The sequence below is a fragment of the Stenotrophomonas sp. TWI273 genome (assembly GCF_039674765.1).
Classification (GTDB): domain Bacteria; phylum Pseudomonadota; class Gammaproteobacteria; order Xanthomonadales; family Xanthomonadaceae; genus Stenotrophomonas.
Genome location: NZ_JBDJOA010000004.1, coordinates 247,236 through 268,858, shown reverse-complemented (window position 1 = coordinate 268,858; position 21,623 = coordinate 247,236). Strand labels below are relative to the sequence as shown.

The 21,623-nt window shown below is 66.4% G+C and carries 19 protein-coding genes and 1 riboswitch; of the genes, 5 read left to right on the top strand and 14 right to left on the bottom strand.

What is annotated here, in order from left to right:
* Window positions 1-26 precede the first annotated feature (26 nt).
* A riboswitch (TPP riboswitch) is annotated at window positions 27-122 on the bottom strand.
* Between the two features lie 39 nt (window positions 123-161).
* The 3 genes from ABE571_RS07700 to ABE571_RS07690 all read right to left on the bottom strand — a co-directional run bounded on the left by ABE571_RS07700 (window position 162) and on the right by ABE571_RS07690 (window position 4,062).
* Window positions 162-1,298 (bottom strand): phosphotransferase, encoded by a 1,137-nt coding sequence (locus tag ABE571_RS07700; protein ID WP_346493492.1) that lies wholly within the window; start codon window positions 1,296-1,298, stop codon window positions 162-164.
* 103 nt (window positions 1,299-1,401) lie between these two features.
* Window positions 1,402-3,600, bottom strand: a complete 2,199-nt coding sequence (locus ABE571_RS07695; RefSeq protein ID WP_346493491.1) for a hypothetical protein — start codon at window positions 3,598-3,600, stop codon at window positions 1,402-1,404.
* A gap of 72 nt (window positions 3,601-3,672) precedes the next feature.
* Window positions 3,673-4,062 carry a RidA family protein gene (locus ABE571_RS07690; protein WP_313211170.1) on the bottom strand — a complete coding sequence of 130 codons (390 nt, stop codon included), beginning with the start codon at window positions 4,060-4,062 and terminating at the stop codon, window positions 3,673-3,675.
* A 140-nt stretch (window positions 4,063-4,202) separates the two neighbouring features.
* On the opposite strand from ABE571_RS07690, the gene ABE571_RS07685 reads away from it, so the two are divergent.
* Window positions 4,203-5,120 carry a LysR family transcriptional regulator gene (locus ABE571_RS07685; protein WP_346493490.1) on the top strand — a complete coding sequence of 306 codons (918 nt, stop codon included), beginning with the start codon at window positions 4,203-4,205 and terminating at the stop codon, window positions 5,118-5,120.
* 35 nt (window positions 5,121-5,155) lie between these two features.
* On the opposite strand, the gene ABE571_RS07680 is transcribed toward ABE571_RS07685, so the two are convergent.
* On the bottom strand, window positions 5,156-5,533 hold the full coding sequence (locus ABE571_RS07680; protein ID WP_346493489.1) for a hypothetical protein: 378 nt from the start codon (window positions 5,531-5,533) through the stop codon (window positions 5,156-5,158).
* A 183-nt stretch (window positions 5,534-5,716) separates the two neighbouring features.
* Between ABE571_RS07680 and ABE571_RS07675 the strand changes: the two genes are divergently transcribed.
* Both ABE571_RS07675 and ABE571_RS07670 read left to right on the top strand, forming a co-directional pair.
* Window positions 5,717-6,841, top strand: a complete 1,125-nt coding sequence (locus ABE571_RS07675) for a histidine kinase (RefSeq protein ID WP_346493488.1) — start codon at window positions 5,717-5,719, stop codon at window positions 6,839-6,841.
* Entirely contained in the window at window positions 6,838-7,614 is a 777-nt protein-coding gene (locus ABE571_RS07670; RefSeq protein ID WP_346493487.1) for a response regulator, read from the top strand. The genes ABE571_RS07675 and ABE571_RS07670 overlap by 4 nt, the downstream gene beginning before the upstream one ends.
* Before the next feature lie 6 nt (window positions 7,615-7,620).
* Here the strand turns inward: ABE571_RS07670 and map are convergent, their stop codons facing one another.
* The 10 genes from map to ABE571_RS07620 form a co-directional block, all read right to left on the bottom strand.
* Window positions 7,621-8,388 carry a type I methionyl aminopeptidase gene (map, locus tag ABE571_RS07665; RefSeq protein WP_346493486.1) on the bottom strand — a complete coding sequence of 256 codons (768 nt, stop codon included), beginning with the start codon at window positions 8,386-8,388 and terminating at the stop codon, window positions 7,621-7,623.
* On the bottom strand, window positions 8,385-8,597 hold the full coding sequence (locus tag ABE571_RS07660; RefSeq protein ID WP_346462602.1) for a ParD-like family protein: 213 nt from the start codon (window positions 8,595-8,597) through the stop codon (window positions 8,385-8,387). Before ABE571_RS07660 ends, map begins: the two co-directional genes overlap by 4 nt.
* 76 nt (window positions 8,598-8,673) lie before the next feature.
* Entirely contained in the window at window positions 8,674-9,105 is a 432-nt protein-coding gene (locus ABE571_RS07655) for a RidA family protein (protein ID WP_346480841.1), read from the bottom strand.
* 113 nt (window positions 9,106-9,218) lie between these two features.
* On the bottom strand, window positions 9,219-10,121 hold the full coding sequence (locus ABE571_RS07650; protein ID WP_313211162.1) for a cation diffusion facilitator family transporter: 903 nt from the start codon (window positions 10,119-10,121) through the stop codon (window positions 9,219-9,221).
* A gap of 28 nt (window positions 10,122-10,149) precedes the next feature.
* A complete protein-coding gene (locus ABE571_RS07645; protein ID WP_346462606.1) occupies window positions 10,150-12,438 on the bottom strand; it encodes an Orn/Lys/Arg decarboxylase N-terminal domain-containing protein in 2,289 nt (762 codons plus the stop codon).
* A gap of 21 nt (window positions 12,439-12,459) precedes the next feature.
* Window positions 12,460-13,809 carry an arginine/agmatine antiporter gene (gene adiC, locus ABE571_RS07640; RefSeq protein WP_121037144.1) on the bottom strand — a complete coding sequence of 450 codons (1,350 nt, stop codon included), beginning with the start codon at window positions 13,807-13,809 and terminating at the stop codon, window positions 12,460-12,462.
* 51 nt (window positions 13,810-13,860) lie between these two features.
* On the bottom strand, window positions 13,861-15,294 hold the full coding sequence (locus tag ABE571_RS07635) for a DcaP family trimeric outer membrane transporter (protein ID WP_313211160.1): 1,434 nt from the start codon (window positions 15,292-15,294) through the stop codon (window positions 13,861-13,863).
* Window positions 15,295-15,780: 486 nt separating this feature from the next.
* Entirely contained in the window at window positions 15,781-16,593 is an 813-nt protein-coding gene (dsbG, locus tag ABE571_RS07630; RefSeq protein WP_313211159.1) for a thiol:disulfide interchange protein DsbG, read from the bottom strand.
* A gap of 39 nt (window positions 16,594-16,632) precedes the next feature.
* Entirely contained in the window at window positions 16,633-17,433 is an 801-nt protein-coding gene (locus ABE571_RS07625) for a TlpA disulfide reductase family protein (RefSeq protein ID WP_313211158.1), read from the bottom strand.
* Between the two features lie 114 nt (window positions 17,434-17,547).
* Complete coding sequence (locus tag ABE571_RS07620; RefSeq protein WP_313218656.1) at window positions 17,548-18,612, bottom strand: helix-turn-helix domain-containing protein; 1,065 nt, start codon at window positions 18,610-18,612, stop codon at window positions 17,548-17,550.
* 210 nt (window positions 18,613-18,822) lie between these two features.
* On the opposite strand from ABE571_RS07620, the gene ABE571_RS07615 reads away from it, so the two are divergent.
* On the top strand, window positions 18,823-19,221 hold the full coding sequence (locus ABE571_RS07615; RefSeq protein ID WP_313218658.1) for a heavy metal-responsive transcriptional regulator: 399 nt from the start codon (window positions 18,823-18,825) through the stop codon (window positions 19,219-19,221).
* Between the two features lie 83 nt (window positions 19,222-19,304).
* The gene (locus ABE571_RS07610; protein WP_346493537.1) at window positions 19,305-21,590 is read left to right on the top strand and encodes a heavy metal translocating P-type ATPase; all 2,286 of its coding nucleotides are present in this window, start codon (window positions 19,305-19,307) and stop codon (window positions 21,588-21,590) included.
* Window positions 21,591-21,623 lie beyond the last annotated feature (33 nt).

The following is a 21,623-nucleotide window of genomic DNA, read 5'->3' as shown; positions in this document are numbered from 1 at the left end:
ACGCGCACCGACCCATCACGGCGGTATGCCTGCTGCTCAAAGCTCCCTACGCCGGTGCAAACCGGATCAGGTTCCAAGGGACTCTCTCAGCCTGGTTTCGCCAGGCACCCCCGCTTCTGTGACTATTTCACTACAAACCGTACGGATTTGCGAGCCTGCGCTCAGGCGGCGGCGTGCAGCGCCTTCAGCAGGCCCTGCCCTGCCAGGCTGCTGAACCAGTCAGCATGCCCCAGCAGGAAGGTGTGGTAGGCCACGTCGGCATTGGCCGGCGAGTGGGTCACGGCCTCGAAGTACTCGACTTCAGAGAGTGCGAAATCCAGCTGCACGATCGGCAGCAGATCGGCCAGCAGGTGGACGCGCTCGGCAGACAGCGGCACGATCGCGCGGTAGCCGGCCAGCAGCGCCAGCGCGATATCCACGCGCACCGCCGCCTCGCCGCTTTCCAGCGCCAGCCAGGCAATCGCGTTGCGTTCGATGGCGGTGGCCAGATCGAACAAGGCACTGGTCGGTGAGGCCAACCCAAGATCGAGCACGGTATCGACCACGGTGGACCTGCCGTCCAGCCGCCATAGCAGATTGGACACGTGCCAGTCGTTGTGCGCCCACAGGCGCGGTTCGGCCTGCAGCCGCTCGGCCAGGCCGTCATGCCATGGCAGCACCGCCCGCTGCAGATCGGCCTGCCAGTCCTGCCGCGCAAGATAGGCCACCAACCCGGGGCGATCGTCCAGCCCGGCCTGCAGGGCGGCGATGGGATCAGCGGCACGGATCAGGTCATCGCGGGCAACCAGCAGATGAGTGCTGCGCTGGGGCGCGTGGTAGCTGGCCGATGCCAGATGCAGTCTGGCCAGCATCCGCCCCGCTTCGTGCGCCTGCGCGGTATCGGTCAACAGCGTCCAGGAGGGCGCATCGCGATACAGATCCTGGCCATGGCCCACGCCATGCAGTTCGTAGGTCCACCCTTCGTGCTCCACCGCAGTGGCGCCATCGCGGTCACGCAGTACCTCGACGACGGGCACGCCGTGATCGGCCAGGTGCCGGATGAAACGATGCTCTTCGCCCAGGCCAGCCGCGGTACGGACGCTGCCATGGTGGCGCTTGACGAACACCCGGCCCGCGTCGCTCTCGACAATGGCCGCGGCGGACATCGGTCGCGGGCTGTGCCACAGCAGCCGGCACGCGCCCGCCAGCGGCGCGAAGCGCTCACTGAGCCAGGTGATCTCGCGGTCGGTGATGGCGGGCCAGTCGGCGGCCACCTCATCGTTGTTGAGGCCTTGGACGCGGTGGGTGCTGTTGCTCATGGGATGACGGGTCGATGACGGCGAAAAGGCACGCTGTCACCAGACAGTGGGCGCGGCGAGGATACCAAGCCACGCCCGGCCAGGGGGGAACAGATGCGTCCGGTCAGCGCGTGCCGTCACCCGGCTTCGTTGCGGCGGGCTTGGCCGGCAGCAGCCGCGGCTGCTCCGCATACCAGTCGCGGGCCCCGGCAAGGTGCCACTTGCGCTGCTCGCCCTGCAGCTCGATGCCGGCCCCCAGCACGCCCCAGCGCAGGTAGAGATCGCCACGGCGCTTGCCATGACTCAGATCCAGCCGCGCCTGCAGGGACAGTCGCTCGTTCTCGGCCTGCAGATCCTCCACGATCAGCTCGCCACTTCGCCAGCGCAGCTGCCCACTGGCCTGCACCTCTCCGGAATCCAGCATCCCGAGCACCCAGCGCGGGTATTCGCTGCGCTGGGCGAACACGCCGAGCAACGGCCCGGCATCGCGCAGGCGCAGGTCGGCCAGGCCATCCACCTGGAACGGCGCGGCCGCATCGATGTGGCCACTGCGGATCGCCACCTTGCCCCACCAACGCCCGTCACTCTTTTCATCACCTACGTGGATGTTGCGCAGGTCCACCGTGGTGCCACCGAGATCAAACTGGCGGCTGTCGAAATCCGCACGCTGCAGACGCGCCTGCAGCTGCGCATCGCCGCGCATCGCGATGCCGGCCACACTGAGCCGGGCGCCGGTGCCACGAAGATCGGCACTGCCCTTGCCTACCCGACCGGAGGCATCCAGCGACACATCACCGCTGAGCAGACCGGTACCGCCGAGCAGGCGCACGTTGTCGTTGCCCAGATAACGGTTGTAGGCGGTGAGGTCGGGCACCCGCGCATCGGTGAAGCGCAGCTGGGCGCGCATGCCGTCGCTCAACTGCTTCAACCGCGCATCCCCGCGCAGGGTCAGCGCCAGTTGGCGGCCATCGAACAACACCGCCTTCGGCGCGTTGGTTGGCGCAGCCTGGAAGCGCGGGATCTGTACCTTCAGCTCGGCCTGCGGTGGTTCGCCCTCCGCGATCCGACCCTGTGCGTGGGCGTCGCCGCGCATCCGGACCCCTGCAACCTCGGCTACGGCGGCCACCTGCGGGATATCCACCGTACTGCCCGGCGCCAGTTGACCGTCGGCGATGACGACGTCTGCCTTGAGCAGCCCACCGCCGTCGAGGTGGAACCAGGGTTTCTTCACGAACAGATCGCTGATCCAGTTGAGCGACTGGAACTGCCAGGCGCCCTGCACCTTGCCAGACAGCCGCGGAAGCAGCTCGGCCGGCGCCTGGAACGGAATCTTCCGGCCGGTCACGCGCAGATCGGCATTGAGTTCGCTACCCGTTTCCGGGTCACGCGGGAGCCGGGCCTGGACACGCATGTCCTGCGCCACATCCAATTGCAGGGACAGCAGGCCGCGGTCATCGGCGTTCACGCCCGCGTGCAGGGGAAGCCGCCAGACCAACCGGCTGCCCGGTCGCAGGGCGCCCTCTTCCAGCGTTACGTCCGCGGTGAGGCGTGCATTGGAGACCGCACTACCCACCTTGACATGTGGGCCGCCGGTATCGATGCGCAGGCCCTGGCTGCGCGCATCGATCTGCAGCTGCGCCCAGGTGATGCCGAGTTTCTGCAACCCCGGCGCGTCATCACGATAGTGCCGCGGGAAGTGGAAGCGCGCGGCGATTTGGGCATCGTCCAGCACGTTGACACCGTCGAAGCTGACCTGGGCATCATCGAAGCCCGCCGTGGAATCGAACAGCTCCGACGGGCCGCCCTTGAGCTGCTTGAGGAAACCGACGTTACCGTGCCCCTGGCCCACGATCAGCAGCTTGCCGAAGCGCCCGCTACGGATGGTGTCGCTGTGGATCGCATCGAACCGCAGCGTCCAGCCACGGTCACCGCGCGGGGGTGGTGGGATCGCCTTTTCGACCCGCTCGACCTCGGCTTCCACCCCTGTCGCATCAATGCGCGGAATGCGCACTTCCTTGCGCAACAGTGCCGGCAGATCGATCCAGGCACTCGCGCGGTCGGCACGGAACACATACTGCGTTCGATTGGCCTGGCCGCGCATGCGGATGTTCCAGACCACGGCCTGCCCAGGCATCAGGGTCAGTGCCGGCCCGGTCTGCATGGTGAATTTTTCAGGTTTGCGGTTGGTCACCGCATCGAACAGCGGCGTATTGAGGAATACATTGCCCGCCAGCAGGTACAGCGCATACAGCGCCAGCAGCGAGAGCAACGCCACGCGCCACGGCCGGGGCCAGCGCCGCACGCGCTCGGGAATCAGGGGCATGTGGGTCCGCAACAGGAAGCAGGATGACGGCCCACTATCGGCAAGGTGCAGCCGTCACGGCGTGAAGGCGTGCTACGGCAGCTTGGCGATCACCTTGATCTCCACGTCGAATCCATACAGCCAGGTCACGCCGATACCGGTGAGCGTGGGATACGGCGCCTCACCCCAGTACTCCGGAACGACGGCCCACACCCGCTCGAAGATCTGCTCGGGATTGACCAGGAACACGGTCACGTCGACGACATCATCGAACGTGCAGCCGGCCGCGCCGAGCACCGCACTGAGGTTGTCGAATGCACGCCGCACCTGCGCCTCCAGCTCGGGTTCGGGCGAGCCATCTTCGCGGCTGCCGACCTGGCCGGACACGAACAGGAAGCCATTGGACCGCACTGCCGGCGAGTAGCGGTTGCGCTCGTACAGGGCCTGGCGGCCCGGCGGAAAAACGACGTCACGTGTTGCCATGAACCACCTCTGCCTTGCGCCGATACCGGCCCATCACGAATGAAAGGCCACAGTAGACCGCCATGCGCACCGGATAAACGCGGTCTGCTGTCCCACATTGTTTGTAGAATCCAAACAATCATCCTCCCCGTGGAAGGCAGATGGACCGGTTCGATGCAATGCAGGCCTTCGCCCGGGTGGTGGACACGGGCAGCTTCACCAAGGCGGCCCAGACGCTGCACATGAGCCGCACCACAGTCACCCAACTGGTGCAGCAGCTGGAAGCGCGGCTGCGGGTGCGCCTGCTCAACAGAACCACCCGGCAGGTGAATGTCACTGCCGATGGGGCGGCCTACTACGCGCGCGTGATCCGGCTGCTGGCCGATATCGATGATGCAGAAACCAGTCTGTCCAGTGCGGCGTCAGCCCCGCGCGGGCGGCTGCGGGTGGATGTGCCTGCCCCGTTTGCGCGGCTGGTGCTGGTCCCTGCGCTGCGCGACTTCCTGGCCCGCTATCCGGAGATCCAGCTCGATCTGGGCGTCAGCGATCGCCACGTCGACCTGATCGACGAGAATGTGGACTGCGTGATCCGGGGTGGACAGATTACGGATCAATCTCTGGTCGCCCGCCATATCGGCGATCTGCCGGCGGCCATCCACGCCTCGCCGGCCTACCTGCAGCAGGCAGGCCTACCCGCCCATCCGCAGGACCTGGAGCAGGCCCCGCATCGCGTGGTCGGCTACCTTCGCTCGCGCAGTGGCACGGTACTGCCCTACACCCTGCAACGTGGCGACGAACAGGTCACCGTGAGGGGACGCCAGCTGCTTGCGGTCGATGATGGCAACGCGTACCTCGCCGCAGGCGTGGCGGGCCTGGGCGCGCTATGGCTTCCCGACTACATGGCCGCCCCGCATGTAGCCGCCGGTGAATTGGTCCGGCTGTTCCCTGGGTGGCACATCGATGCGATGCCGCTCTATCTCGCGTTCCCGCCAAACCGGCATGTCAGCGCCAAGCTGCGGGTATTCATCGACTGGGTCGCGAGGCTGGTGGAGCAGCACATGCCACCTACGGGTCCTTAAGCGCGGACGTCGGACCGCACTCGCCGCGACCCCTGCTATCGGCCACGCGTTGGCGTCCGTGGTTCCAGCGCGACCGCACGATCACCGGGTGTCTTCTTCAGCGGTGCGATGACCAGTGTGTCGCCCCTGCAGACATCCACATCGCGGTAGACCACCCGTCGTCCGTTGCGGAACGCGACACGAAGATCGAACCGGCAGCCTTCGTCGGCCAGGCGGACCATGGCGCTGCCGCCGCCACCCGCCAGGACATCGATCGACCGGGGCGAGAACGCTTCCGAGCCTGCAGGCACGACGTCGAGAGTCACCACGCTGTCGTGCGCCCGGTTGAGCAGGCCCAGGTAACGCGCCTCTGCGCCGTGGGCGGTACCGGCGCACATCAACGAGGCGAGCAGGAGGGGTCGGATCAGGATCATGGTGGTGCTCCAGGCGGGTGATGGACGCCCGCATCACGCGCCTGCTGGCCGGATCCGCCAACCGATCCGGGACGAATCGTCGCCACGACGTGGCCAATCGTAATGGGCCGTCATGGCGCTTCCCGCGCTCCCCCCGCCTGCCTAAGATGAGCGTCGCCAGAGATGCCTGGCCCGGAATCGACCATGTACATCCGCCTCGGCAGCACCCGGATCCGCCTGTCCCGCTATATCGCCCTGTGGACGACGGTGGCCCTGGTGTTTGCGCTCCAGACCTCGATCAACGCCGGCCTGCCGAACAGTCGATGGCCCCTCTGGGACCTCATGCGCTGGTCGCTGATCCAGTGGTACACGTGGGCCGCGCTGGCCCCCACCGTCTTCCGCCTCGCCGAACGCTTCCCGGTGCGCGGCGTCGGGCGCCTGCATGGGCTCGGTGCCCAGGTGGTGGCCAGCCTGTGCATGACGTTCATTGCGATGATCGTGGGTGCGATGGTCTCCACCCTGTTCGAGCCCAGCGGTTTCTTTCAGCAGCTGGGCTACTTCCTGGAGCAGCACTTCGCCATCGGACTGCTGACCTACTGGACGCTGTTCGCCATCCAGCAGGCGATCCACTTCCACGCTGAGAAAGCCCGGCGCGAACTGGAAGCCAGCCAGTTGGCCACCGAACTGGCGCAATCGCGGTTGCTCTCGCTCAAATCCCAGCTGCAGCCGCATTTCCTGTTCAACACCCTGCACGCGATCATTACCCTGCTCGACGAGGACAAGGTCTCGGCCGAGGACATGCTGCTGCGCCTGAGCGATCTGCTGCGTGCCTTCCTGGAAGACTATGACGGCCAGGAGATCCGCCTGCGCCAGGAGCTGGACCTGATCGAGCTGTACCTGGGCATCCAGCGCATCCGCTTCAAGGATCGGCTGACCACCCGCACGTATATCGCCCCGGACACGCTGGACTGCGCGGTGCCCAGCCTGATCCTGCAGCCGCTGGTGGAAAATGCCCTGCGTCATGGCATCGGCCAACGCCTGGGCAGCGACACCATCGAGATCGAGGCCCGCCGCGACGGTGACGCACTGTGCATCGAGGTACGCAATCGCAACAGCACGCTGACGGCCGAGCCAACCGCAGCGGCCGGGCACGGGATCGGCATGTCCAATACCCGCCTGCGCCTGAAGGAACTCTACGGCGAGGCGGCCGAGGTGAGGCTGGACATGATGTGGCCGGAGGGGGTGGTGTGCCGCATCCGCGTGCCATTCCGGGAACTGGAGAGCGCCGACGACGCACCCGAGTTCTTCCCGGGCAGTGCACCGGCATGAGCCTCACCGTGCTCGTGGTGGATGATGAGCCGATCGCGCGGCATGCGGTCATCCGGTTGCTGCGCGATGATGCGGATGTCGAGATCCTAGGCGAATGCGGCGATGGCGTATCGGCGGTGAATGCCATCCGCAACCAGTCGCCGGACCTGGTGTTCCTGGACATCCAGATGCCGGCGATCACCGGCATGGACGTGGTCGCCACCATCGGCGCGGAGCGGATGCCGGCCACGGTGTTCGTCACCGCCTACGAGCAGTACGCGGTAAAAGCCTTCGAAGCCAATGCCGTGGACTACCTGGTCAAACCGTTCAGCCGGGAGCGCTTTGCCGCCACGCTGCAGCGGGCGAAGGCGCGGCTGTCGGCGGCCAGCGGCGTGGGCTCACAGGCCTCGATGCAGATCCTGCAGGCGCTGGATGCACTGCGGCAGCGGGACGACTACCTGCAGCGCATCCCGGTGCGCGTGGACGAGCATGTGGTGCTGGTGGCGGTGGATGACATCGTCTGGATCAAGGCCGCGCGCAACACGGTCGAGATCCACCTGGTCGACCGCGTGCACGAGCTTCGCGAGACCATGGCCACCCTCGCCGCCCGCCTGGACCCGCGGCATTTCGCGCGCGTGCACCGCTCGGCGATCGTCAATGTGCGCCGGGTCAAAGCGATCCACCCGTGGTTCAACGGCCACCACGTGGTGACCATGGATACCGGCCAGCAGCTGCGCATGAGCCGGTATCAGAACGAGGCGTTTCTCAAGCTGGTGGCCACACGTAGCGAATGAGGCGGTTCAGTCGGGCAGCCGCTCGCCCGTGCGCAGGGTCAAGACCTCAACGCCATCGGCAGTCACCAGCACCGTGTGCTCGGCCTGCGCCGAGAGCTTTCCATCACGGGTGGTGACGGTCCAACCGTCGTCGCTCATGTCGATGGCCGCGCGACCCTGGTTGATCATCGGCTCGATGGTGAAGGTCATGCCTTCCTCCAGTTCCAGCCCATCACCGCGACGGCCGTAATGCAGCACCTGCGGCTCTTCGTGCATCTCCTGGCCGATGCCGTGGCCGCAGAACTCCCGCACCACGCTGTAGCCGTGCGCCTTGGCATGCTGCTGGATCGCGAAACCGATGTCACCCAGCGTCGTCCCCGGGCGCACCACCCCGATCCCCTTCCACATCGCCTCGCGGGTCACCCGCACCAACCGTTTGGCCGCGTAGTCCACCTCGCCGATCAGATAGGTCTTGCTGGAATCGGCGATGTAGCCGCCTTTCTCCAGAGTGATGTCCAGATTGACGATGCTGCCGCTGCGCAGGATGTCATCCGACGATGGCACGCCATGGCAGACCACGTTGTCGATGGAGGAATTGAGCACGTAAGCGAAGCCATACTGGCCTTTGCTCGCCGGACGGGCGTGCAGTTCATCGATGATGAAACGTTCCACCCAGTCGTTCACCTGCAGCGTGCTCATGCCCTCAAGCGGCAGCTGGTCCAAGGCTTCGAACACCTGGGCCAGCAGGCGCCCCGATGCGCGCATCAGTGCCTGTTCTTCAGCGGTCTTGATCATGCTTCGGCCACCCGCAACGCGCCAGGCTCGACGCCCGCGGCCCGCAGCTCGCGGTTGACGATATCCTGGTAGGTCGAGCCGGGATTCATCTCGCACAGCATGCCGATCTTGATCCAGAAGCCCGCCTGGGCATTGATCGAACGGCCGGAGACGCCGCTGGCGCGGCGCAGGTTGTCGTGCAGTTCGTCGTCGATGTTGACGATGCCCATGGGCAGCCCTCTGAATGTTGATATACGCATCATATATGTTTCATATATTGATGTGTGGGGCGTTCGCCCAAGGTGTTCAGGCGGTGTAAGCCGTTGCCTCGATCTCGAACAGCATGCCGTCCAACGCCAGGCGCGGCACCGGGATCAGCGTGCAGGTCGGCGCACGACCCAAGGGCCAGCGGCGACCGATCTGATCGGACAGGATGCCGAGCCGATCCTGATCGTGATCCACCACCAGTACGGTCAGCTTGGCCACGTCGGCCAGGGTTGCACCGGCCGAGGCCAACGCCAGGCTCAGGTTGTCCAGCGCCTGGGCAACCTGCGCCTCGAAGCTCGGCGACAGAGCGCCATCGGCGGTTTCCCCGCCCTGCCCGGCGATGTGGATCACGCGTGCCGGCAGCCGGACCACCGCCACGTGGGAATAGCCGTTCCCGGTCGGGTCGTACAGGCCGGACGGATTGATGAAGCCGAACAGGCCGGCGGGCGCAACAGGAGCATCGATCAACATGGGTCAGGCGTCTTCAGGGGGTTGGCGCGCAGTGTCCGGCCTCAACTGCGGTTGAGGTCAACGCAGTGCCTTGGAATGCTGCGGTGCAGACATCAAGGTTCCGCCTGCGCGCCTCAGGTCCAGGCCGGATCGGCCGTGAAATCAATCGTCAGCCAGAACTCACTGCCGCGCGCATCCAGTCGCTCGGCGATCTCATCACGCAGCCGGTCCACGTTCCCGATGGTGCCGATGACCGTGTCCGGGTGGGTCAGGATGTGGATTTCGACGAAGCGCATGCGGCCCATCTTGGCCACGTGGCTGGTGAAATCCAGATAGCCGTGCTCGACGACGAAGTCCTTCATCACCGCCTGCACGCGCGCATCCAGCGTATCCGGCGCCACCTGCAGCACTTCGCGCATGGCCTTCCAGGCGCTGCGCAGCGGTACCGGCAACACCGCGACACTGATCGCGGCCAGCACCAGCGGATCCAGATAGGGAATCCAGTGGGCATGCGCGCCACCGCGCAGCAGCAAGGCGATCGCGAAGGCCAGCACCACGGCCAGGCTCATCAACCCGCTGAGCAGCCAGGCGCGCACGTCCAGCCACAGCAGGGCCGAATGCAGCTGCATCGCACGGGTACGCACGAACGCCGCCATGGCCAGGTTGCTCACGCACAGGACGGCGGCCCACAGCAGCGCAGGCCCAGCCTTGACCTCATGACCCCCGGTGGTCAGCCCGATCACCGAGTTGGCCAACGCATAGATGCAGGCCAGCGACAGGATCGCCCCGCCAAGGGCCTCCACCATCGGCTCCAGGTGCCAGTACCCATACTGGAAGCGCGGGCTTTCTTCCCGCGCCACCAGCCGCAGCACCGACAATGCCACCAGGGTCAGCGCCACATCCACCAGGCTGTAGACGCCGTCGAACAGGATGGCCTGCGAGCCTACCAGCAGGCCACCGACGAAGCCGATGGCGCTGACCGCCATCGTCACCCCGATGGAAAACGTGAGGACCCGCTGCTCGCGTGCTGTATCCATCGCTGGCCGAGGGTCCTGCGCGCAGGCGTCAGACCTTCAGCACCTCCACCTTGTAGCTCGGCGCATCGCCGTCGGTATCGATGATAAGCCCGTGCACATCCGACTCGAAGCCCGGGAAACGCGCGTTCTGCTCGCGGGCGATCCGCAGCGACTGGATGATCGGCTCATCGCTGGTGCCGAAGCGCTCACCCGGCATGATGGTCGGAATGCCCGGCGGGTACGGCACCAGCATGGTCCCGGCAATACGGCCGCTGATCTGCTCGATGTCGACCCGCTCGATCTGGCCGCGCACGAGGTGGTCGTAGGCCTCGGCCGGCGTCATCACCGGCTCGGGCAGATCCACGTACATCGCGCGCATCACCTGGGCCACGCCGAACTCGGCGTTGAAGGCATGCAGCGCATCGCACAGATCGCGCAGGCCCCAGCCGGCGTAGGCGATCGGGAACTCGGCGGCCAGCTGCGGCAGCGCGCGGGTCAACGGCGCGTTGCAGTCGTAAAGCTCCTTGAAGGCCATCAGCTCGGTGACCAGGGTGCTCCACTTGCCCTTGGTGATGCCCATCGAGAACAGGAACAGCACCGAATAGAGATTGGTCTTCTCCACCGTGATGCCGCGGGTCCACAGGAACTTGCTCAGGACCGCGGCCGGAATGCCGCGCTGGCCCATTTCGCCGTCCATCGACAGCCCGGGCGTGAGCAGGGTCACCTTGATCGGATCGATCAGCACGTAGTCGTCGACCAGGCCATCGAAGCCGTGCCAGTGCGCATCCGGCTGCAGGTACCACTCGCTGCGCTTGGCCACCATCGGGGCCGGTGCGTCGCCCTTGGCCAGCGAGCGCTCCAGCTTGTCCGGCTGCCAGACGCTGAACCACCAGTCGTCCCGGCCCAGGTCCTCGCGCACATGCAGCATCGCGCGGCGGAAGGCGATCGCTTCGTCATGCATCTCCTGCACCAGCGATTCGCCGGCCGCGCCCTCCATCATCTTGGAGGCCACATCGCAGGCCGCGATCACCCCGTAATGCGGGCTGGTGGTGGTGTGCATCATGAAGGCTTCGTTGAAGCGCTCGGCGTCCAGCTCACGGGAAGCCGCGTTGCGCACGTGGATCATCGAGGCCTGCGAGAACGCGGCCAGCAGCTTGTGCGTCGAGTGCGTGGTGAAGATGATCGCATCCTGCTCACGCGGCTTGCCCTTGGCCATGCCGTAATGGTTCTCGTAGAACGGATGGAAGGCGGCGTAGGCGTACCAGGCTTCGTCGAAATGCAGGAAGTCCACCGCGCTGCCGATCTCCTCGGCGATCTTCTCGGCGTTGTAGCAGAGCCCGTCGTAGGTCGAGTTGGTCACCACCGCGATGCGCGGCTTGGACCCGGCCTTGTAGGCCTTGCTCGCCAGCGGGTTGGCAGCAATGGCCTGCTGCAGCGATTCGGGGGTGAACTGATCCAGGCTGATCGGGCCGATGATGCCGTGCGCGTTGCGGCTGGGGGTGAAGTACACCGGGATGCCGCCGGTCATGATCAGCGAATGCAGCAGGGATTTGTGGCAGTTGCGGTCGACGAACACCACATCGCCCCGCCCCACGGTTCCGTGCCAGACGATCTTGTTGGCGGTGGAGGTGCCGTTGGTGACAAAGAAGGTATGGTCGGCGCCGAAGTTGCGCGCCGCCTCGTTCTCGGCCTCCTTGATCGGGCCGGTATGGTCCAGCAGCGAGCCCAGCTCCGGCACCGAGATCGACAGATCGCTGCGCAGCGTGTTCTCCCCGTAGAACTGGTGGAACGCACGTCCCACTGGCGACTTGGTGAACGCCACGCCGCCGGCATGCCCGGGCGTATGCCAGGAGTAGTTGGATTCGGCGGTGTGGTGGATCAGGGCCTTGAAGAACGGTGGCAGCAGATTGGCCATGTAGTCTTCGGCCGCACGCATCACCTGGCGCGAGATGAAGCTCTTGGTGTCTTCAAACAGGAAGATGTAGCCGTGCACGAACTTCAGCAGCTTGCTCGGCACCTTCTCGATCGTGCGTCGTTCGCCGTACAGGAAGACCGGCAGGTTGGCGCGCCGGGCCGTCTGCTCGCGCAGGAAGCCCAGCAGGCGCTGGAACTGCTCCGGGTTCTCCTCGGTGCCATCGATGGAGATCAGCACCGCCGAGGCCGCCACATAGGTGCGCGCACCGGCCTGCGCATCGGCCAGGGTCAACCCGCACAGCACGCGCTGGTCATTCTTGCGCAGCTCGTCCACCAGTGCACGGATCAGGATGCCGCCGATGCGCGGGGATTCGTAGTCATCGTCGATGACGATGATCGGGTAATCAAGGGACTTGAAGTACACAGGGATTCTCCTGGGGGAAGATCACGAAAGCGTCGTGCGGACGGCGGCGTCGAGCGCGGGCAGCTGGCCGCGCTGGCGGCGACGCTCCTCGCTGAAGAACGGATAGAACACCGTGATGAACAACACGAACAGGAAGGCGTACTGCACGATGTTGCCGGCCGAGCCGAAGATCGCCCACAGGCAGTACACGACGGTGACACTGGTCAGCAGCCAGAACGCGCCGGTATGGACCAGCGTGTGCGAGCGCTCCACCACGAAATAGCAGGCCACGCAGGAGTAGATGTACGGCAGCAGCGTCAGCACGACCGCCGCGGAGGTGATCACATCGAACTGGGCCGAGGCGGTCTTGGAGGTGGAGGTGACCAGCACCGCCAGGGTCATCAGCACCGCCACGATCAGCACGCCCTTTACCGGCACGTCATCCTTGTTGGTCTTGCTGAAGATGCTGGGGAACAGACCGTCATCGGAGGCGGCCTTGGCGCTCTGCGCGGTCAGCAGGATCCAGCCGCCGAGCGAGCCGGCCGCACCCACGAACGCACACAGGCTCACCAGCGCCCCGCCCCAGCCGCCCACCGCATTGGCAGCCGCCAGTGCGAACGGCGCATCGGACACCTGCAGGTCGCCGTTGGGCACCATGCCCATGATCACCGAGGAGCTGGCGATGTAGGCGATCGCCGCCAGGAACACGCCGGCCAGCGTCGCGCGGGCCACGTTCTTCTCGGGGTTTTCGACCACACCCGCGGTCACCGACGCCGATTCCACGCCGATGAAGGCCCATAGCGTCAACGCCGCCGCACTGGAGATCGCGCCGAAGTTGGATTCACCGGAGACGTTGTAGGCGCCCTTGAAAATGGTCGGATCGAAGAAGAACCAGCCGAAGATCGCGATGCCCAGGATCGGTACCAGGGCGAAGCTGGTGGTCACCGTCTGCAGCTTGCTGACGAACGACGGGCCGATGACGTTGGCGAAGCTCAGCGCCCACACCAGCGCCAGCACGGCGATGCAGCGCGGCAGCGGCTCGGACAGGATCGGGAAGAAGTAGCTGAAGTAGCCGACCGCCGCGATCGGAATGGCAACGTTGCCGATCCAGTTGGCGAACCAGTAGATGGTGTTGGTCTGGAAGCCCATGTAGGGGCCGAACCAATCGCGTGCATAGGCATACGGGCCACCGGCCTTGGGCGCGAGCCTGCCGAGCTTGGCGAACACGAACGCCAGCAGCAGCGCGCCGGCCGTGGTGATCAGCCAGCCCCAGATGGAGGCGGTGCCGATCTTGGCCAGGCTGGAGGGCAGCAGGAACACCCCCGACCCCATCATGTTGCCGGCCACCAGGAAGGTGGCGCCGACGACCCCGATTTTCTTTGCTTGTGCCATGACGTTTGCTCCTTTGCCAGGCAGGGACCCGGTCGTGCCGGGCGGTGGGAGTTACTTGATGAAGTTGTATTGCAGGCTGCCCTGCAGCCGCATCGTGTCGCCGCGTTGCCCGCGTTGCTGTTCCAGTTGTCCGTAGAGCAGTTCCATGCCCATCGTCCACGACGGTGCCGGGCTCCAGAGCAGATTGAAGACGCCATAGCGGCTCTGGCGGAACGCATCGGCGGCCAGCGCCTCGTTGCGCCCGCTGGTGAGCTGGCCGTAGATCAGGTTGGAACGCCAGAGCGGCGACCAGTAATGCGTGTAACCGACGAAACCGCCGTACAGCGACAACGCCTGCAGGCGCCCGTCTGCGGTCACCACCGCATCCATGCCCGAACCGGTCAGGTCGGCTGTATAGCGGGCCAGGCCCTTGCCACCGAGCATCCCGAACAGCAGCAGGTCCTGCTCGCCCACCGCGGCCGAGCCACTGAGTTGCAGGCCGCCGGCGAAACGACGGCCGTCGCCTGCATCGCCGTCGTAGCCCAGGCTGCGGGCGACCGCGCCCAACTGCAGATGGCCCCAGTCGCGCTCCATGCGCGCGGTAACGGTGACATCCGGCAGTTGATCGACCGGCATGATCCCCTCGGCGGGGTTGCTCAACTGGGTATCCGGATCTTCGGCAGCCACGGTCAGCGTGTTGCCCTTGCCCATCGCGAAGCTGTGGTGGATGCCGGCCACCAGCAGGTAGCCCGCCCCCCCTGGCCCGGCGAAATCCAGGGTGTCGGGCAGGCTGTCGGCATCCATGAAGGTCGAATAGCCATAGCCGGCGTAGGTATTGCCGAGCTGTCCGTAAGCATGGCGTAGGCGGAACTGATAGCTGTCGCTGCTGCCGAAGAAGTCGTTCTCCAGGTAGAAGCGCAGGTTGCCATGGGTGGTCGGCCGCCGCGCTTCAAAGCTGAAGCGGGTCTGCTTGGCATGCAGGGTGAAGTTGGAGACATCCCGGTGCGCACTGCCGACCGGGATCGAGGAGGTAATGAACTGCTCCTGGTCGCCGGCCGCCCGTGAATCGGCGATCGCATCGAGCTTGGCGTAGCCGCCGATGCGGATCAGCGTATCGGTGTTGGGGATCGCGAAGAAGCCTTTCAGCTCGGGATCGGTCGGGCCGGCGGCACTGTCCGGGCGGGATGCGGCGGTGGACGGATCAGCAACGGAGTCGCGTTGCGGAAGGATGGCCTGCCCCATGCCGGGCACCTGTGCCTGGGCGGTCAGGGGCGCTGGCGAAGGTGCGGCGGGGACGCTCGTGCTCGGCGCAGGTGCCGCCGTGACCCTCGGTGACGTGGGCGGAGGTTTGCCGGATTCGATGGCCTGCAGGCGCTCTTCCATCTGTTCCAGCGTCTGCCGGAGCGTCTGGATGTCCTGCCGCAACGCGGCAGCCGAATCCTGCGCATGGACCGGCGCCGCAGCCAACGCTGCCACGCATGCGACCGTCAACACAGCCAAGCGCATCACGTCCTCCTTGAACCGTACACAGTCCCGCGGGTCAACACCGGCTGACGTTCACAACGTCGCAGGTGGTGAGCACGCAGCCCGGCACTGCAATGCGCGCGACCTCTGCCGACGCGTGGTTCGGTGGCGGTCACGCCATCGGACACATCGCCTGCATGGGTACGCTCGCACGGGATCCCCTCATCCCTGATGACCGCCGCGTTGACGCGCGGCCGCCAGCGCTCTGAGTAACAATCGCAAAGTGAGAGCGCCGTGAACGTTCTCAGGCAGTTTTCTGACTGGGTGGCCAGGTGTCCGCTGCAGGCGGGGAAATCCAGGAGATAGCGCATGCAGGGAAGCGTAGCGACGCAGGCGTTTTCAGCCTTGATCCAGATCAAGTCGAACGCGACAGCGCGTCGCCCCCCCACTACCCAGCGGATATCCGGCCGCCCAAACGCAACGCGCCGGGCAATGCCCGGCGCGTTGTGGCACTACGGTCGCCAGTGCTCAGCGCGGGCCGAGCACCACGGTCATGTCATCCCCCTGCGGCATGCCGGAACGGCGCTGCACCATTCCCTGGGCGTCCTTGAACAGAATGCCGGGTGTGCCCTGGAAACCGAGCTCGATCATCAGCACCTGATTGGCATCGAGCTTGTTGGCGACTTCCGCCGTCAGCGATGCCGCCGGCTTGATGCCGCCCTTGTCGAACAGGCGCTCGTTCTCCAGCAGCGCAGCGCTGGGGTTGGGCGCGGTGAGGATCGCGGCCGCCTTGGCGGGGCTGTCTTCGCGGATCACACCGACCATCACGTGGCGCAGCTGCACCTTGCCCGCGTCCACCCACGGCCGCGCGGCCTCCCAGAACCGATGGCAGTACGGGCAGTTCGCATCGCTGAAGGTATAGACGACGCGCGGCGCGTCAGCCTTGCCGTCACGCACCCACGCACTCTCCTCGAGCTTCTTCCACGAGCGCTCGGACATCGGCTTGGCCACCAGCTTCTCCAGCGGCGCGGCGCCCACATCTTCACCGTTGGCATCGAACAGACTGCCCACCACGACATTCTTCCCATCGGCCGTCACATACGCCGCCGCTGGTTGTTGCCCACCCACCACGCCGGCAAAACCGCGCAGGCCGCCGGGTGCGTCGAACTCGCCTATCACTTCGAACCCATGCTTCTCGATGCCCTTCAGCACCGCCGGGCGTTCACCGCCGGCTTTCTCGGCCGTGGCCTTCGGCGTCTGCGCCTGGCTGCAGCCGGCCAGTGTGATCAGCAGCACGGCGGACAGCGCGGTGATCAGCGTGCGCGAGGATTTCAACGTCATGGAGACTCCTGGATTCATGGAACAAACGACCCGCGACCCTTACAGGTCGTCGAGCTTGGATTGCAGGCCGGCGGCTGTCAGCTCGCCCAGGTGCAGGTGCCGCAGCCGGCCCTGCCCATCGAAGAACAGGGTAGTCGGATACGCATGTACCTGCAGCCGTTCGGCAACACGCGCCTCTTCGTCGAGCAGCACATTGCGCAGCGACAGGTGTTCGGCCGACATGAAGGCATCCACTTCCTCACGCGTCTCGCCCTGGTTGACGAACAGGAAGCGGATATCAGGATGGCGCTGCTGCGCGCGTGCCAGTACCGGCATTTCGCGGCGGCACGGGCCGCACCAGCTCGCCCAGAGGTTGATCACCACGGGCTCGCCGCGGGTCTCGTCAAGCGCGACGGGCGCGCCCTGCAACGATGTCAGCGTGATCGCCGGCAATGACACCCGCGATTGCTGCAGCCAGCCGGCGCCCGTGGACAGCACGGCCCAACCGACAAGGCCTGCCAGCGCAGCGGCACCCACGGGGCGGCGCAGGGTGGGCCAGCGACGCAGGCGCCACCCGCCCCACCCCAGCCCGACCAGCAGTGCCGGCCACAGCAGGAACCCGCCATCGCCGACACGCAGCACCGACCAGGGATCGGCCACATAGTCGCCTGCATGCCAGATCACGAAACCTGCCCGCCCGGCGAGCAGGCCCAGCAGCAGCATGTCCACCACCACCGATCGCGGACGCGGTGCGCCCTCGATTGCCGGAGCACGCACCACACTGGCCACCAGCATCGCAATGCCGAGACCCACCAACACCCACACGACCGCAAGCGGTACCGGGCCTACACTGCTGATCATTGTTTCTCTCCGCGATCGCCCGGGACCTGCCACGCGGCGACGGCTGTTGCATCGGGCCCGCCGGCATGGTCCCAGCAAGGCGTCAATGGATCAAGCGTGCCGGTGTTGCGCGATTCAGGCCGCCGAGCGGAGCGGTTCGACCGCCCGGGTGCCGGGGTGCGACGCCGCACGCTCACGCTGCTGCGCGGCCACCTGGCGCCGATAGCGTGTCGGCGTCAGCCCGACGATGCGCAGGAACAGCCGCCGGAACGCACTCTGGTCGGAGTAGCCCACCGCCCACGCCACCTGGTCGACCAGCCCGCCCGCCTGCAGCAGCAACTGCGCCTTGGCGATGCGCAGGCGTTGGCAGTACTCGATCGGACGCATGCCGGTCGCTTTGAGGAACCGGCGCTGCAGGGTCCGCGGCTCCAGGCCGGCCTGTGCGCAGATGTCGTCCAGCCCCGCGCCGCGTGCGGCGATGCCGTGCAGCCAGCGCTGTGCCTTGAGGATGCAGCGGTCGCCGTGGGCGAAATTCGGGCTGAAACGTTCCAGGTCATGCAGTTCGGTGCGCGGGATCACCAGCTGCAGCTGCTGGATGACGGTGTTCATCACGCTCTGCCCGTACACCCGTGCCAGCAGGCGCAGGCTGAGGTACTTCCAGGCATCCTGGCCCGAGGAGGTCAGCAGGTCACCATCATCGACCAGGGTGCGTTCGCTGGGCAGCCAACTGGGCACCATCGTGCGCAGCGCCGGGCAGCGCGCGGGATCGGGAACGCTGACCGAGCGCCCGGCCAGCACGCCGGCGGCGGCCAGCAGCAGCCCGCCTTCGTCGCAGCCGGCGAGCAGGCTGCAGCCATCGTGGCATTCCTGCAGCCAGGCCAGCAGGCGCTCATCCGGCGGCGCCATGGTCCAGCTGGATTCACTGCCCGGCACCACGATGATCGCAGGCAGCGCATCGCCGAACAGTTCCACCCCGGCAACCCGCTGCATGCCGCGGGCGGACATCGTCCAGCGGGTGACCAGCATCCGTGCGCCGGTGCGGCGGCCGGCGGCTACCGTGCGGTTGCACCGCTGGGCCAGCTCGGAGAGGATCGGGGCGGCTGCACGCAGGCTGCCGGGGAATTCGACCACGGCGACTTCCATCAGGGTTGGCGTGTCCGGCCGGCGGTCCGGCTGCAACGTGTTGCGGGGTGCGTCCATGGCCATTCTCCTGGGACAGTGTCTGCCAACGTGGGGCTGGCAGAACAGATCGATACATAAGATGGCCTGAGGCTACGGCCGTCCCGGGAGGGCGACCATGCAACTAGTTGTAAATTTCACGCCAACTGAATTTCCAGTGGCGTTCCAGCAAGGCTTGACTCTGGAGCAGACTCCAAGGTTCAGAATGGCGCGGTCATCCACGAGGTGCTCATGAACATTGGACAGCTCGCGCGCCAGGCCGGCGTGCCCATCGACACGGTGCGCTACTACGAACGGCAGCAGCTGTTGCCCACCGCACGGCGCAGCGCCGGCGGCTATCGGGTCTTCAGCGAGAGCGACCTGACGCGCCTGCAGTTCATCCGCCGCGCCAAGGCACTGGGTTTCAGCCTGGATGAAATCGCCGATCTCCTTGGCTTCAGCGATCAACGTGGCCAGGACATGGCGCAGATCCGCCACAGTGCGGTGAGCAAGCTCACCGACATCGAACAGCGCATCAACGAACTGCAGCGGATGCACGGCGCGCTCAAGCAGCTGGTCGATGCCTGCCCCGGGCATGGCGATCAGGAACAGTGCCCGATCCTGACGGCATTGACCGAGTCACGCCAATGAACGCCACCCACGGCCACAGCAAGGCCTCCCGTGCGGACAACGGCCCAACCTGCTGCGGTGGCAAGACGTCGCCCGGCGCCGGGATGACCACCGACCCGGTCTGCGGCATGGCAGTCGACCCGGCCGCCACGGCCCACCATGCCCACCATGACGGCAGCGACTACCCCTTCTGCAGCGATGGCTGCCGACGAACATTCCTGGCCGACCCGCAGCGCTATCTGGATCCGGCATCGCACATCGCCGAACGAGGCCCCACCGGCACGTTGTACACCTGCCCCATGCACCCGCAGATCGTGCAGGAAGGCCCCGGCACCTGCCCGCTGTGCGGCATGGCGCTGGAGCCGAAGATGCCCAGCCTTGAGGAAGGCGAGAACCCCGAGTTGACCGACTTCCGCCGCCGCTTCTGGTGGAGCCTGCCGCTGAGTGTGGCGACGATGGCCCTGGCGATGCTGGCGATGACCCCCGTGCTGCATGGCCTGGCGCCCGATCTCCGGGTGTGGATCGAGTTGGCCCTGGCGACGCCGGTGGTGCTGTGGGCCGGTTGGCCGTTCCTGCAGCGCTGGGCGCAGTCGATCCGCAGCCGCAGCCCGAACATGTGGACCCTGATCGGGACGGGTGTGCTCGCTGCGTACGGCTACAGCGTGGTCGCCACCGTCGCGCCCGGTCTGTTCCCGCCGTCGTTCCAGCAGCACGGGCATGTCGGCGTCTATTACGAGGCCGCAGCAATGATCATCTCGCTCACGCTGCTCGGCCAGTTGATGGAGCTGCGCGCACGGGCAAAAACATCCGCCGCGATCAAGGCGCTGCTCGGCCTGGCACCGAAAACCGCACGCGTGCTGCGCGCGGATGGCCGCGAGGAAGACGTCGACATTACCGCGCTGCAGCCCGGCGACCGCGTGCGCGTGCGCCCGGGTGAGAAGGTGCCCGTGGATGGCACGGTCGTCGAAGGCCGCTCCTCCATCGATGAATCCATGCTCACCGGTGAGCCGGTGCCAGTGGCCAAGGCCGTGGGCGACGCGGTGATCGGCGCGACACTCAACGGCACCGGCAGCCTGGTCGTCCGTGCCGATCGCCTTGGCGATGACAGCATGCTGGCGCAGATCGTGCAGCTGGTGGCGCAGGCGCAGCGCTCACGCGCCCCGATGCAGCGCATGGCCGACACCGTCGCGTACTGGTTCGTGCTGGCGGTACTGTCGGTCGCGGTGCTGACGTTCCTCGGCTGGGGACTATTCGGTCCGGCGCCGTCATGGACGCATGCGGTACTGAGCGCGGTAGCGGTGCTGATCATCGCCTGCCCGTGCGCGTTGGGGCTGGCCACACCGATGACGATTATGGTCGCCACGGGTCGCGCCGCGCAGCACGGGGTGCTGTTCCGCGATGCCGAGGCGATCGAGGCACTGCGCCAGATCGACACGCTGGTGGTCGACAAGACCGGTACCTTGACCGAGGGCAAGCCAGCGTTCCGTGACGTACAGGCGGTGGCGCCCTTCGCTGCCGATCAGATCCTGCAATGGGCGGCCAGCCTGGACCAGGGCAGCGAGCATCCGTTGGCGGCCGCGATCGTGGCCGAAGCACGCGCGCGCGGGATGCCGCTGGCCAGCGTGGACGATTTCGATTCCCTGACCGGCATGGGTGTGCAGGGCGCGGTGGACGGCAGGCAGCTGCTGCTTGGCAATACCGCGTTGATGGACGAACACGGTATCGCGCTGGACACGCTGCGCGAACGTGCCGAGCACTTGCGCAGCACCGCGGCCAGCGTGATGTACCTCGCCGTCGATGGCCAGCTTGGCGGCCTGCTCGCGGTGGCTGACCCGATCAAGGCCTCCACCGCCGAAGCGATCGTGCAGCTGCACCGCGATGGCCTGCGCATCGTCATGGCCACCGGCGACGGCGCGGCCACCGCGGAAGCCGTCGCGCGGGAACTCGGCCTGGATGACGTCCACGGCGAGATGCGTCCCGCCGACAAGGCCGCGTTGATCCGTTCGCTGCAGGCGCAGGGCCGCAAGGTGGCGATGGCCGGCGATGGCATCAACGACGCGCCGGCGCTGGCGAGTGCGGACGTTGGCATCGCGATGGGCAACGGCACCGATGTGGCGATGTCGAGCGCACAGGTCACGCTGGTCAAGGGCGATCTGCGCGGCATCCTGCGTGCGCGCCAGCTGTCCACTGCAAGCGTGCGCAACATGCGGCAGAACCTGGGCTTTGCGTTTCTCTACAACGGCCTCGGCATTCCTGTTGCAGCCGGCGTGCTGTATCCGCTGGGCATCGTAATGTCGCCGATGTTGGCGGCGGTGGCGATGAGTCTGAGTTCGGTCTCGGTGATCAGCAATGCACTGCGGCTGCGCCATCAACGACTGCCCGGCGAGTGACCGCGGATTGCATGACGATATTTCTTCACTTTT

Coding starts and splice junctions, on each gene's coding strand:
- ABE571_RS07680 (WP_346493489.1), bottom strand. CDS start 5,533: ATGATCCTGATCCGACCCCTCCTGCTCGCCTCGTTGATGTGCGCCGGT.
- ABE571_RS07650 (WP_313211162.1), bottom strand. CDS start 10,121: ATGGATACAGCACGCGAGCAGCGGGTCCTCACGTTTTCCATCGGGGTG.
- ABE571_RS07675 (WP_346493488.1), top strand. CDS start 5,717: ATGTACATCCGCCTCGGCAGCACCCGGATCCGCCTGTCCCGCTATATC.
- ABE571_RS07625 (WP_313211158.1), bottom strand. CDS start 17,433: ATGATCAGCAGTGTAGGCCCGGTACCGCTTGCGGTCGTGTGGGTGTTG.
- ABE571_RS07610 (WP_346493537.1), top strand. CDS start 19,305: ATGACCACCGACCCGGTCTGCGGCATGGCAGTCGACCCGGCCGCCACG.
- adiC (WP_121037144.1), bottom strand. CDS start 13,809: ATGGCACAAGCAAAGAAAATCGGGGTCGTCGGCGCCACCTTCCTGGTG.
- ABE571_RS07620 (WP_313218656.1), bottom strand. CDS start 18,612: ATGGACGCACCCCGCAACACGTTGCAGCCGGACCGCCGGCCGGACACG.
- ABE571_RS07670 (WP_346493487.1), top strand. CDS start 6,838: ATGAGCCTCACCGTGCTCGTGGTGGATGATGAGCCGATCGCGCGGCAT.
- ABE571_RS07690 (WP_313211170.1), bottom strand. CDS start 4,062: ATGGCAACACGTGACGTCGTTTTTCCGCCGGGCCGCCAGGCCCTGTAC.
- ABE571_RS07695 (WP_346493491.1), bottom strand. CDS start 3,600: ATGCCCCTGATTCCCGAGCGCGTGCGGCGCTGGCCCCGGCCGTGGCGC.
- ABE571_RS07655 (WP_346480841.1), bottom strand. CDS start 9,105: ATGTTGATCGATGCTCCTGTTGCGCCCGCCGGCCTGTTCGGCTTCATC.
- map (WP_346493486.1), bottom strand. CDS start 8,388: ATGATCAAGACCGCTGAAGAACAGGCACTGATGCGCGCATCGGGGCGC.
- dsbG (WP_313211159.1), bottom strand. CDS start 16,593: ATGACGTTGAAATCCTCGCGCACGCTGATCACCGCGCTGTCCGCCGTG.
- ABE571_RS07660 (WP_346462602.1), bottom strand. CDS start 8,597: ATGGGCATCGTCAACATCGACGACGAACTGCACGACAACCTGCGCCGC.
- ABE571_RS07700 (WP_346493492.1), bottom strand. CDS start 1,298: ATGAGCAACAGCACCCACCGCGTCCAAGGCCTCAACAACGATGAGGTG.
- ABE571_RS07635 (WP_313211160.1), bottom strand. CDS start 15,294: ATGCGCTTGGCTGTGTTGACGGTCGCATGCGTGGCAGCGTTGGCTGCG.
- ABE571_RS07615 (WP_313218658.1), top strand. CDS start 18,823: ATGAACATTGGACAGCTCGCGCGCCAGGCCGGCGTGCCCATCGACACG.
- ABE571_RS07685 (WP_346493490.1), top strand. CDS start 4,203: ATGGACCGGTTCGATGCAATGCAGGCCTTCGCCCGGGTGGTGGACACG.